Here is a 12870-nt window from a genome sequence, read left to right as displayed (position 1 = left end):
CTTACCTATTGCCAACTTTTATGAAACAAAATATTTTCGGAGTTAATAAATGAATATTGCATCCTAAATAAGTAATTTTTAATGATTTTATTTTAGCGTATACAAGTATGGAATAATTATTTTTGAGGTGATTACATGAACTTATGGGAAACTTATGAGAAAGTAGATAAACATCTAAATGAAAAATTACTCACTATTCCTCCTTACCCTTCTGTTTCAGGCAAGAGGGTACAAGAATTGTTAGCTAGCTTAGAAAATCCAGATCCAGCTTGGGGAGGGTTAGATGGAGAAATATTAAGGATGGTAAAAAACCCATGGCAAAGAGCCTATCAGATTGAATATAGATTTAAGCCAACAATAATATTTAATGACTTCATGAAAGTAATTGAAAGTGCAACTTATGATTTGATGATAGGAAATTACATTTGTTCCTATTTGAGTTTGGTGCCAGTGGTAGAAGCAATATTACGAAAATGGTCTAATGAGAAGTCTAATGAAATTAAATCCATAAATAAAAAGGGTGACTTCGACAGGGAAATTTTTGAAGAAAACCTAGTTAAGTATTTAAACGAAAAAAATAATGAACTTCATACTAATATCGAGTTTCAAAAGTGGATTAGTAATCAAATTAAATATTTTGATTTTATGATTAGAGAAGTATTTTATCTTAGTTTTAATGCTTCGCAAGAAGGTGTGAAAAAGGAATTTAATAGAAACAGAACTTTACATCTCTTAGATAACATTGAGGACGTAGAAGTTTTAAGGGATAATACAACAAGAATCTTCTTATTATTAGATATTATTGCTGAACTATATTTAAGTCTTGATGAAGAACTTTATAATAATACTTTTTTTGCTGATTGTGAAGACAATATCGATTTTAACTTGAGATGGAAGATTTATCTGAAAAATGCAATGGAGTCTATAAATATGACAGATATGACCATAATAAACATTGCCTTTCTCCAACAAGATAAAAAACACTTGTCCGATGAACAAAAACAGAAATTTATTGAGCAAAAGGAATATCAAATACAGTTTATAAAATCAAAAAATAGATAAGGTGATAATATATTTTCGAAATTCTAAAATAGGGGGCAGTTGTGATAGATGTACTGCTCTTAAATCTGGCCATTTTTTGTCGAAGAACATGTTTTACAAGGTGGGAAAACAATTATTAAAATAAGCTAGGAGGTTTAAAAATATGAAACAATCGGGGTCGCTATACTTTTTCTGTGGGAAAATGGGTGCAGGGAAAACAACCAAATCAAAACAATTAGCAATAGAAAAACATGCGGTACTGTTGTCTGAGGATGAATTGCTCGCATCTTTTTATCCTAATCAAATCGAATCATTTGAAGATTATCTGAAATATTCAGAGCAAATCAAGCCATTTGTGAAAAAACATGTCCAAAATATACTAAGTGTCGGAACAGATGTGGTGATGGACTTTCCAGCTAATACTCAAAAGCTGCGAACGTGGTTTTTGGATATGGTGTTAGAGGTCAATGCTAACCATCAACTAATTTTCCTTAATCTAAATAACGAACAATGTCTAAGTCAAATTGCACAAAGGAGAAATGAACAACCTGAACGAGCAGATTTTGACACGGAAGCGGTGTTTATTCATGTTACTAATTTTTTTGAAGCACCAGAAGCATCCGAGGGGTTAAATATTTTAGAGTTTAGTGGAAAGGATTAACAAAGAATTCAATATAACTTTGTGTAGATTTCAACTAACGGGGGCATTTATTGCATAACCATTACGCTTCAAACAGCTAAAAAATAATTGAAAAATATAAAAAAAGTGATTTACTTTGTTAACTAGTGTGGGCATTCCAGGTTTAATTTTGATAGTCTTCGTACTTGCCTTGATTGTCTGGATAATAAGACGTATAAAATCAAAAAGCAGCTAATGATTTTCTGAAAACATACATAGCTTATTGAGCGCGATTAGGTATACAGAATCTGAGACTATTTAGTAATGAAACTTTATTAAAATCGCTTAGAAATGAAAGAGAATTCAAGGAGATGAAGCATGGATTCTTTATTAACGGAAGAAATGATACTAAACGATCTTATTAATACTTGTAATCGTTGTTTTGGTTTTAAGGTGTCAGAAGCTACACCTATAAAACGAGGCTGGCTAAATTTAAAGTGGAAAATAATAACAGATTCTGGTGTTTTTTTAATAAAGCAATTCAACAAGGAAAGATACAAAAAATATACCCGTGAAGAACTTGTACTAGCTCATTCACAACAAATGCGATTATATAATAATGGCCTTCCATGCCCAAAGCTTTATTCTCATGATGGTCAGTTTCTTATTGAATCTGAGAAGGGCGAACTTTTTATGTTAATGGATTATTGTAATGGAATAGTAATCCCTCCAGGAAAGTTAAATGATCATCAAATGTATGATTTAGGTCGCGTAACCGGGTATATGCATCATTTGTTAAACGACGGTACACTTAGCGTTACGAGCCACCCTGTGTTCATCCCACCAAGTCGTAAGGATCGCTTAAGCCATTGGAAGTCCGTTTGGGATATTGCGAAAAGTACTGGGAAATCGAATTTGTTACCGATAGTAGAAACGCAATATAAAGTAACGGAAACTATAGATTTGAGAGATTTTGATCTTAATAAAACTGGTTGGGCTCATCGGGATCTCTGGGTAGACAATTTATTGTTTGAAGAGAAGAAAATAAGCGCTGTTCTAGATTTTGATAGAATGAAATATGACTACCCTCAGCTTGATATCGCTAGGGCAATTATATCTGGGGCATTAAATGAATATGAACTCAATGTCTCTCTTGTTCAGGCATTTATAGAAGGATATAGTGAGCAACATTTAATTGAAAAAAGGTCAATAATTAGCTCTCTTAGAATGTTGTGGTTTATGGAAAGTACATGGTGGATAACTTCAAGTATGGATTTGCATAGTGGGCCATCAGAACGTTTTGCAAAGGAAATGCTATGGCTATCGGAAAATCAAAAAGAATTAGAGTTCATGTTAGAGGAAATATAGGTTCTCCTCTATAGTAGATATAGATTATCTGACCAAGTCAATAGAGCAGCCACTCAACAAGCAGGTGCAGTTACTGGATAAGGACTGTGTTTCAAATCGCTAATATAACGACAGTATGGGGGGGATGAGTAAGAATTTGCAGTTTATAGCTCTCCTCTTTTTAGGAGTATGTATTCTTTTAGGTTCGTGGCTGGTTGCAAAATCACTTAGCAATAATGTAAGCCCGTCAAAAGGAGAGCAATACAGATACGAACGTATTCCAGCCGATGAAAGCAATGTAATCATATTCGATAAGAAAACGGTGGATTGCTGGTAGAAGTTTATCGCTCAAAACGAAGAACCGGCCGAATGGAAAAACAGGATTCTCCAACTACAGAAAAGAAATAAAGCTAGTAAGAATTCATCGGTTAAAATAAGTGAATATTACAAAAAATAAAAGGAAGGAATTGGGACATTTTAAAGATAAGGAATCGAACTCTAGGAATTTAACAATTTTTCAAGAATAGAATTAACTTATATGATGATAATTAAAAAATGGAGTGAAGATCATTAGAAAAAACTATTAATATTATCTTTCATCGTTCTATTTTTGTTGTTTTTTGTTTTACTGAAACTTACCCCACAAATTGCAAGTGAAGAAAAAATAGGAATTGAAAATCCCGTAAAGAAAAAATTTTCACCCCAAACTGTATCACCAGGCAACACAAGTGAGTATGATATTAATTTGAAAATGGATACGGACGGAAAATTCAGATTAAAAACATCGGTCGAAATAATAAATATCTCAGAGGATCCTTGGGAACAATTAGTTTTTTATTTTATCCCTAATATGTATACAAAAAGTGTTTCACCTGATTTGGAACACCCTTCCACCGTCGATTTTCATAACATCTCGATTAATGGAGAACAAGCAATCTTTACTTTGGAGAAGGATACATTAAACATTAAGCTCTCGGACAAACTGGAGCCCAATCAAGAAATTAGAGTGGATTTTTCGTATGATTTAACCCTTCCTGAAGAGGGTTTTAGATTTACCAAGAGTAATGAAAATTTTCATCTAGCTCAATTTTATCCAATGCTGGCTACGTATAGAAATCATCAATGGAATAAGGAAGAGTACAGGGATAGAGGAGAGACTTACCATACCACATTTAGTAATTTCAAATTAACTTATGAAATTCCTGAAGAGTACAACTTAGTATCTTCATTTGATCACGAAGTGTTTCCTAGTCCTAACAAAGGTTCATTTGAAGTCAAGAATGTGAAGGAAGTTTTTCTAGCTATTTTAAAAAACCCAACACTAATGGAGAAAGAAGGGGACATTGCCATTCGGGTGTTTGGACTAAAAGAAGAAAATCAAGAATTATATAAAGAAATTGGTGACGAAGCATCGACTGCTATAAAATATTTCGAAGACATTATGGGACCTTATCCTTTCAAACAATTAGATGTGGTAATAGACGGGATAGCAATGGAATACCCCGGTATTGTGACGGCTCATACAATTCGTGGGGGGAGTTCGATCCATCCCAATGCACTTAAAGATATCGTAATACATGAAATTGCTCATCAATATTTTTATGGAATTATCAACAACGATCCTTATCGTGATGCATGGTTAGATGAAGGCTTCACGAGCTTTGCTACGAGCCTATATCACTTTTCAAAAACGAAAGAAAGTGTCCCTTATGAATCCATGTACAAACAAATTGAACATCTAGAGCATCCAGTAAATTTACCGCTGGACCAATACGAATCTAATGTGAGTTCATATGTTTATGGAAAATCTTCCACAATGTTATGGAGATTATTTGAAAAAGATGGAGGCCGAGAAGAGGCAGAAAAGTTTTTAAAAAACTATTACCAGTTTTATAAATATAAAGAAGTAAACACAAAGGAATTCGTACGATTTGCTCAATACTATTTTAACCTAGAAGACATCTCTGAGTTTGAAACTTGGTTGGAACTGAATGATTAACAACCTCCGCAAGTGTCATTAATAAACTGCTGTTATCCAAAAATCATATATTAACGACCTTGTGAAAAGAGAGGATAAATTGTCTAAGAGAAAACTTTATACGATATCGTTTCTAATCATATTTATGTTAGTAATCTAGCTATTACAATAAAACTTTGTTAAAGCATCGGAGACAATTCATTCAAAAGGGCTGCACAACAATAGCGTCAGGTAGTTGAAGAATAATTAAATGATTTCAGGGGAAAATACTCATTACTTACATCTATATTAAAGGAGTATTCGATGAGGAAAATCCTAGTAATATTATCTTTTGTTGTTCTTACTATCTATATTATTAACCATAAAATGGTTACGGAAAAACCCATGAATGAGGACTTATACAAAGATGCTTTGTTAACAACTTCAGGAAATATTAATTCCAAAAGTGAGCAACCTGATTATAAAATTATGTATGATACATTGCTTACAACACTTGACCCATCTATACAAAAGGAAATTACTAATTATTATGGTTATCTCAAGCAATATGGTTTATATGATGCTAAGATTCTGAGTATTACAAGAGAGCATGAGGGAAGTTTTGATTTTAATGTAAAAGTCCAAGTCACAACATTTGAGCATGCAGATGACCCTCCTTATGGTAAGGAAACAATGACTTTCAATGTAGACCCATTTGGTGTTAAAACAATTAGCTTTCAGCATAAGGGAGATAAATTAGAAAAAGATATAGATGAATTTTATAAAACAACACTTTCGGATATAAAACAGTCTTTTAATTTGAATCTGGAGTCTTACACTGCTTACAAATACAATCAATTGCAATACCACGCAGAAATAAAAAATGAATTTAAATCTCTTTTTACTATTGCAGAAGAAATAGAAACCAACATATTGCTTCCTGAGAGAAAGATACCCAACAAAAATGTCATTGACCCTGTTACTTTTCTGAAAGACAACACAGGTTATATACTCTTCAAAAAGTCCGATGGTACAAATGTAAATTACAAAGTACAAAAGAAAGATGGAAATTGGATAGTAACAGATAAAAATAGTAAACAAGGAAAGAAAATGGATTATAAATTACCATGGTATATATGGGGAAATAACAAGCCTGCTGATTAATTCAGTAGGCTTTTTTAAATATATAAAGTGTGTGTAATAATTTAGTCTGTTGTTGTATTTGATGCTGGAATTCAAATTGAATTTTTAGCGAAATGAAAGATACCTTTCCCCAATTCGTATTAAACCAACGAATCCTAATGAGGACTCTGATTTTTCGCCCTAGGAGAATATAAACGTCTTCACCTTTGATATTGAGGACACTTCTTCAATTAGTTAGGAGTTTAACTGAAGGTCATACATACTAAAAGTCTCGATCACCAATTTCAACTTGAAAATGGGTTTATTAAAAAATTATGAAATAAATGTAGAGTTAACAAAATAGAACACTACATTTAACTTTCGTATGAAAAATAATCAAGCATACACCACTAGTTTACTTGCTCTTGTGAAATATTGACAGATAATAGAGTGCATGCTAAATTCATCGTATTTAACTACTGAGGGGGTAAGTGATTAATGTCAGTTAATAAGGTAGAAGAATTTTGGCATAGCTACACTCGTGACAATATGTTAAACATGAGCGTTCCGGAAGCATGGATGTTTGGAGATGGTTCCAAAGAAATGGGAGATGAATTGGGGAGTTTAGTTGTTAGTGGCATGAAAACTGGGACATGTGCCGCGCATTGTATATACGAACTTGAAGACGAAGAAATTCCAAAAGAAGGTCAGTACGATATTGTTTTGGATGGAGACAATAATCCGTTAGCAATTATAAAATATACCAAGATTGATTTTGTGAAAATGAATGAAGTAACAAGAGATTTTGCAAGATCTGAGGGTGAAGGGGATTTAAGCTATGATTATTGGTATCGTGAGCATGTTAAATTTTTCACCTGGGAGTTAAGTCAGCATGGACTGACTTTTACTCCAGATTTATTACTGGTTTGTCAAACGTTTGAAGTCGTGACAGTTAACAAAGATTTGTTATGAGAATTTATTTTCCATACTACCCGTATACAACTTTATAGGTCTAAGAGTGCTGTAATAAAGGCGTTAAAACGACAGATACTCCATAAGTGAATTAGAGGTCTCTTCCATCATTAAATTTGTATTTTGTCCCGTTGAAATGTTCGGGTTACACTTTAAAAACATCTTGTTTACAACCCCTACCTGAAAGGGAATACACACACTAGTACCTGAAGGAGGTGGCGTTATGAATCATCCAGCATCCCTAGAAGAATTTGTGAAACAGGCGTCTCAAATGCAAGGAGATTTGAAGATGTTGTATGTGAACCAATCCGACTACACACCTGAAGAGGCGATTGTTTCGGATGAAGACACTGCTGGTGGAGTCAACATGCAAATGATCCGCTTACTTGCTTCATCAAATAAGAATGCAATTTATTGGGAAGACCCTTTTTACGACAGCGGTGAATTGGAACAGCTCAATATTCAACTCGATTCACTGGAGTCATTTACCCGGGAAGTCATCACCTTGCAAGAGATGGAAAAAACTAAATCCAACTTTGGAATGAAACAAGACTCCATCCAAGATGAAAATGAACCTTCGTAACATGTCTTTTCGCACTCGCGGCAACTGGCGTTTTCGTTTATAATGGATAGTAGATGATTAATAAGATCAGGTTCAGCCATTTACGAATGGCTGACCTTTTTTTACGGACCGAAAGAAGTGAAGGCCATGAACCGACATACCTTTGAAGAGACGGTAAAATGTGAATTGACTATGACAACGAGTGCTCGTAATGGGATTGAAAAAATCGCAAAAGACGAACATTCTTTTTTTGCTATGCAAAAATCATTCTATATACATATTGAAAAAAGACCGGAAAATCAGCAAGGCAGCCAAGCGTTTTCCTTTTTCTTTGATCCTGAGGAGAATGTGAAACTGAAAGAATTACTGGATGGCCGTGTTCCTGTGCTTGAATGCATCGTGAAAAATGACGGGTTTCTTGCGACTGGCTTTCATGTGCGTGGCAAGCGGGAACCAGTAGCAACGAATCGACGACTGCGAGCAACAATGAAATTCAAGTTAGGAAAGAGCTCTGGGATTTCGTTGCCCATCGATTTTGCAACACTTTTACGGGAGCTTCCAATTGCAGAAGAACGTTCGGAATATGTGAAAAAACGAATTGGTGGCTGGGAAGGCTACTTGCGGATCATGGAAAAGAATGCGGATGTTGAAGATATTCACGCTCGTGTAAAATCAGTCACATTGAGTGAGGATTTCCGACAAGCTTCTATCCGAATCGATGGTCTGCCAGGTAAAGCCTGGAGAACCATCACGGGATTTTCTGCAAAGTTTGCAGGTGTGGCTTATGACCTGGGGAATGTCGTCAATGCGGATAGGAAAGCAAATCGCATAGATGTGGAACTTAAGAACAGTGCCATCCAAAATGCGCGTAAAACCGGTTTTCAAGGAAAAGATTTCGAAACAATCGTTTTCAGTAACTTTGCAGAACTTAGCCAAGTAAGAAGGTTAAGAAGAGGGTTCAAGGATTTGCAAGACGGACTAGCCGCGAATGCAAACCTGGAGAAAATCTTATTTGAAGAACGTCCTGTTGTAAAAATAACGAATCGCAGGGAGCCTCTTGAGTTCGAAACTTCTCTGAATGAGTTCCAACAGGAAGCGGTCAACGGAGCGATGAATGCGAATGACTTGTACGTCATTCAAGGACCACCTGGAACAGGAAAGACTACAGTCATTTCGGAAATTTGTAATCAGGCTGTAAAAGCAGGTTTGCGTACACTCGTCGCCTCTCAAGCAAATCTTGCTGTAGATAATGCATTAGGAAGGCTACTCAACAACCAAGACATCCGGATTTTGAGGTACGGTAGGACGGAAAGTATTGAAGAAGAAGGTCGCAAATTCATTGAAGAAAATGTAGCCGAGCATTGGCGTACTCAAACCTTAGAAGCGATGGAGTTCCAGCTAGAACAACACAGTAAGCTTGAATCCAACCTACGTTTAGAGGAAGAAACATTAAATCAGAAAAACAAAACGCTGATTGAGCGAAGAGTTGAGTTACTAGAGCAACAGCAGCAGTGGAATGATGATAAAGAACAACTTCGTACAATTCAACAGGAAATAAAAGAAGTACAGCTCAAAAAAAAGGAATTACAACTTGCAATTGAAAAAAATGAAGCTACGAAGAAATCATCTGAGGGCAAGTTAGAAGAAGCCAAGCATGAAATTATTCGATTAGATACGTTAACGACTGGGGTATCTGAAGGAAAGCCTATGCTGAGTGAACTTGAAAGTGAACGCAAACAACTAAAAGAGCGAATTGACTTACTCAAAACGAGTCAATCGTTAACTGAAATGGTTGCACAAGTAAATGAGTTGCAGACTTCAATTGACCATACATTAGCACGAATTGAATCTTATCAAAAAGCTCTTATTAAAATGACGACAGTAGGAAAGTTGAACGATTTGAAAGATCTTTTGGACGAAGTTGAGTTTGTTCCGCCTCCACAACTAGATCACAAGATGACCGAGCTGATACGTCAAATTGATCGAATTCAAGAAGTGGGAGGAGAAGAGAGCTTTACAGCGTGGTCTGATACGGTTGCCCGAGTTGATAAAGCAATTACTACCGTAACAAAAATCCTGGAAGAGCATCAATTTCATAATCGTATACGCATTCCAAAAGGATTCAGGAATCGCCATTCTCTGCAGTCAATCCAAGAAACTGTTAGTCGGGTTGGACGTTATTTAGTTCAGCCCAATGTGAAAAAGATTTTAAGCACAACGTCCTTTTCAGTGGAATCCTATGATTGTCTGGAAAACTTAACAAAAGCGGTGGGGTTACTGCATGATCGCAAGAATTTCATTTCTGCGTTTCTTATAGAAGCACAATCCACGACTTCGTTGTTTGAAGACATTAAAAAGAAAGTAACAGAAGTCTTCAATGAGAACCTTTCAACATTAACGGCTAAACATAAGCAACTGCAAGGTCGTTTTGACCAGTTAAACGGGCAACTGTCAGAGGTCCAATATCTGAGTGATGAAACTTCGTCACCTGAAGCGATAGCTACGGTTCTTAGTGAGGTTGAAATTTCACATGAAGCTATATCCAAAACTATAAAAGACACTCTGGAAGCAGAGAAATCCTTGGAAGTAACAAAGCAAGGTCTTGAAAAAGCTCTTGAACAAAGGGAGACAATTCGAGCTGCCCTCCAATCATACTCAAACCTAGAAATTGAACAATATGAGCAACTGAATGAACTCAACGTTACTATTGGTGAGAGGCAGACGCAGGAAGGGAAGCTTACACAATCTTTATTAAATGACCCAGCTCCACTTTTGACTGAGAATGCGCAAGCTGAAAAAGAAGTGGAACAACAATTAGAGTTGGTTACTAAGCAATTAGCGAACGTTCCAGCCATCCAATCTGTTCAAAAAATGTGGCATCAGATGCTTACAGAAGCAAGCCCTTATGATTTGGACGAAATCCGGAAATTATATGTCAAACACGCAAATGTGATCGGCACTACGTGTGTCGCTTCCGCTCGTAAAGAATTTGTAGAAGAATATCCGGTATTCGATTTAGTCATTATTGACGAAGTTTCAAAAGCAACCCCACCTGAATTGTTACTCCCGATGCTAAAAGGGAAAAAAATCGTGCTCGTAGGTGATCATCATCAGCTCCCACCACTTGTTGGACAAGAAACGATGGAAGAGTTCTTAGAAGAAATGCCTGATGATGAACAGAAAAAAGATATGGAGCGTCTTTTGAAAGAATCTCTATTTGAACGGTTGTTCAGAACGTTGCCGAAGCAAAATAAGACGATGTTAGGTATTCAATACAGAATGCACGAACGCATCATGAAGTCGATCACGCCGTTCTACAATGAAAACGGCTATGAGCTCCTTTGCGGCCTTCCTGATTCTGATGCGGCACGAGCACATCATCTTAAAACAGATATTATTGGACCTGAAGATCATCTACTTTGGATTGATCAACCTAATTCGCCTGATTACTATGAAGCGAAGCCAAAAGGTGGTACAAGCCGCTACAATGAAAGTGAACTGTCAGCCATTCGTGACATGATAAAAGACTTGGATCAGGCTACGGCAACAGCGATTGAAGAAGGCAAAATTCCAGTAAATTCGAAGAAACAAGTTGGCGTAATCAGCTTCTACGGGGAGCAAGTTAAACGCATCAATCAGCTTATTCAAGAGGAACTACAGACAGAGCATTTGACGTTCCGAACTGGTTCCGTCGATAAATTCCAAGGGATGGAAATGGACATCATCATTGTTAGTTTTGTTCGGAATCATGGGGAGGCGAGTGGTGAGATTGGTTTTGCGAAGGACTATAGACGTCTCAATGTCGCACTCTCTCGAGCGAAAGAACTGCTGATGATTGTCGGGAGTTCTGACATGTTCATCAACAAACCTAAATCGAAAATGACTCGTGATATGTACCAACATCTTTACGACGAAATCAGCAGGCAAGGTGGTATCCGATCCATTACTGAATCCGTTACCTAACGACGGGAGGGGAAACTCAAATTGGAAGAGTTGAAAAAACGACTGCAAAAAGAATTGCAACAATCATTGGATTGTAAAGTCCTAGCTGACCAATCGTGGGGATTCACAGCACACAAAGTGCTTGTTTCTTACACTACCGTAACGAAAACCAAAATGGATGTTTTGATGAAAATGATGTTGATGTCTGTGCAACAACTTAGCATAGAACGTCCAGATGAACTTGCCCAATTGTTAGGTGTTGAATTATTATTTGTTGAAGATCTTCTTTCCATTATGAAAGGTGCAGGACTTGTAGTGAATAAAGGCATCTGGTCAATTACAGAATTAGGAGTTTCCCAATTGACTACCGGAATGCTCCTTCATGAAACGGAAGCGGAAGAGTCGGTACTTGTAGTAAGTCCACTTCACAACGAATTCCTGGATGTAGAGAAATCTCAACCTCTTCAAGAAAATCTTGATCCCTTCCGATATGAAAAGGATCCAAGTAAATGGGCTACAAGTGACATTTCTACTGATTCCTTGCAGTCGGAGCTTGCTGCATTAGTAGAACAGGACAATACTATGGAACGACAACGAGTCGTGGAACAAGTATTGAAAGTTGAAAAAATCGAGCAGTTTCAAATACCTTGTTTCGAATTTCACATCTACAATACAAATCAGGATGCCTTATATGCGAGAATTTGGAATACGTTTACAGAACAGTGGGATGAAACGTTGGAACAACTTGTGCATACCAATGAGCGTTCAAGTTGGCGTGACCGTTACTTAACTAAAGAGGAGGAAAACATACATGAAACGTAATGCAGCGTATTGGACAAAACAGTTGAAGTTAGAAACCCATCCGGAAGGTGGCAGCTTCGCTAGCTCTTTTGCAGCTGGAAGCAAAATTGAAACACCTACGGGAACCAGACCGCTTTATACAAGTATTTACTTCATGTTAGCGGATGGGGAAATTTCTCATTTTCATCAGCTCCAGTCAGACGAACTTTGGTATTATCACGATGGAAATGCTTTAACCGTCCATATGATTTCAACTGATGGAGAGTATTCATCAGTGAAACTAGGATTGGACCTAGAAAAAGGAGAACAACCGCAAATCCTCGTTCCTGCGGGGGCTGTATTTGGTTCTTCTATGATTGAAAGTGGAGACTATGCACTCGTGGGATGTATGGTATCGCCTGGATTTGATTTTGAGGATTTCAAATTGTTCACGGAAAAAGAGTTGATAGAACAGTTTCCTCAACATACAGAGATTATTAAAAAGATGACACCATAAAAAGACGTTCA

General features: G+C 36.6%; 10 protein-coding genes. All 10 read left to right on the top strand.

Annotated elements, in window-relative coordinates; translation table 11 throughout:
* The first annotated feature begins 135 nt into the window (after positions 1-135).
* The 10 genes from RL70_RS07945 to RL70_RS07895 all read left to right on the top strand — a co-directional run bounded on the left by RL70_RS07945 (position 136) and on the right by RL70_RS07895 (position 12859).
* Positions 136-1062: a hypothetical protein gene (locus RL70_RS07945; protein ID WP_039042883.1), complete on the top strand. Its 927-nt coding sequence runs from the start codon at positions 136-138 to the stop codon at positions 1060-1062.
* Between the two features lie 142 nt (positions 1063-1204).
* Positions 1205-1702: an ATP-binding protein gene (locus RL70_RS07940; RefSeq protein ID WP_039042882.1), complete on the top strand. Its 498-nt coding sequence runs from the start codon at positions 1205-1207 to the stop codon at positions 1700-1702.
* Positions 1703-2038: 336 nt separating this feature from the next.
* Entirely contained in the window at positions 2039-3028 is a 990-nt protein-coding gene (locus RL70_RS07935) for a phosphotransferase (protein WP_039042881.1), read from the top strand.
* A 592-nt stretch (positions 3029-3620) separates the two neighbouring features.
* Positions 3621-5006, top strand: a complete 1386-nt coding sequence (locus RL70_RS07925; RefSeq protein ID WP_156137950.1) for a M1 family metallopeptidase — start codon at positions 3621-3623, stop codon at positions 5004-5006.
* 282 nt (positions 5007-5288) lie between these two features.
* Positions 5289-6128 carry a DUF3888 domain-containing protein gene (locus RL70_RS07920; protein ID WP_231567253.1) on the top strand — a complete coding sequence of 280 codons (840 nt, stop codon included), beginning with the start codon at positions 5289-5291 and terminating at the stop codon, positions 6126-6128.
* A gap of 456 nt (positions 6129-6584) precedes the next feature.
* Positions 6585-7058 carry an ASCH domain-containing protein gene (locus RL70_RS07915; protein ID WP_039042880.1) on the top strand — a complete coding sequence of 158 codons (474 nt, stop codon included), beginning with the start codon at positions 6585-6587 and terminating at the stop codon, positions 7056-7058.
* A gap of 223 nt (positions 7059-7281) precedes the next feature.
* The gene (locus tag RL70_RS07910; protein WP_039042879.1) at positions 7282-7641 is read left to right on the top strand and encodes a hypothetical protein; all 360 of its coding nucleotides are present in this window, start codon (positions 7282-7284) and stop codon (positions 7639-7641) included.
* 126 nt (positions 7642-7767) lie between these two features.
* Entirely contained in the window at positions 7768-11583 is a 3816-nt protein-coding gene (locus RL70_RS07905) for an AAA domain-containing protein (protein ID WP_039042878.1), read from the top strand.
* Between the two features lie 21 nt (positions 11584-11604).
* Positions 11605-12384: a hypothetical protein gene (locus RL70_RS07900; protein ID WP_039042877.1), complete on the top strand. Its 780-nt coding sequence runs from the start codon at positions 11605-11607 to the stop codon at positions 12382-12384.
* The gene (locus RL70_RS07895) at positions 12374-12859 is read left to right on the top strand and encodes a cupin domain-containing protein (RefSeq protein WP_039042876.1); all 486 of its coding nucleotides are present in this window, start codon (positions 12374-12376) and stop codon (positions 12857-12859) included. Before RL70_RS07900 ends, RL70_RS07895 begins: the two co-directional genes overlap by 11 nt.
* Positions 12860-12870: the final 11 nt, after the last annotated feature.

The organism is Sporosarcina sp. ZBG7A, assembly GCF_000813425.1.
Taxonomy (GTDB): domain Bacteria; phylum Bacillota; class Bacilli; order Bacillales_A; family Planococcaceae; genus Sporosarcina.
Note: the sequence above shows the minus strand (reverse complement) of the source record. Positions and strands in the feature narration are given on the sequence as shown.

Excerpts from the sequence above, each read along its gene's own strand:
- RL70_RS07945 (WP_039042883.1), top strand. The coding sequence starts at position 136 with ATGAACTTATGGGAAACTTATGAGAAAGTAGATAAACATCTAAATGAA.
- RL70_RS07940 (WP_039042882.1), top strand. The coding sequence starts at position 1,205 with ATGAAACAATCGGGGTCGCTATACTTTTTCTGTGGGAAAATGGGTGCA.
- RL70_RS07935 (WP_039042881.1), top strand. The coding sequence starts at position 2,039 with ATGGATTCTTTATTAACGGAAGAAATGATACTAAACGATCTTATTAAT.
- RL70_RS07920 (WP_231567253.1), top strand. The coding sequence starts at position 5,289 with ATGAGGAAAATCCTAGTAATATTATCTTTTGTTGTTCTTACTATCTAT.
- RL70_RS07915 (WP_039042880.1), top strand. The coding sequence starts at position 6,585 with ATGTCAGTTAATAAGGTAGAAGAATTTTGGCATAGCTACACTCGTGAC.
- RL70_RS07910 (WP_039042879.1), top strand. The coding sequence starts at position 7,282 with ATGAATCATCCAGCATCCCTAGAAGAATTTGTGAAACAGGCGTCTCAA.
- RL70_RS07905 (WP_039042878.1), top strand. The coding sequence starts at position 7,768 with ATGAACCGACATACCTTTGAAGAGACGGTAAAATGTGAATTGACTATG.
- RL70_RS07895 (WP_039042876.1), top strand. The coding sequence starts at position 12,374 with ATGAAACGTAATGCAGCGTATTGGACAAAACAGTTGAAGTTAGAAACC.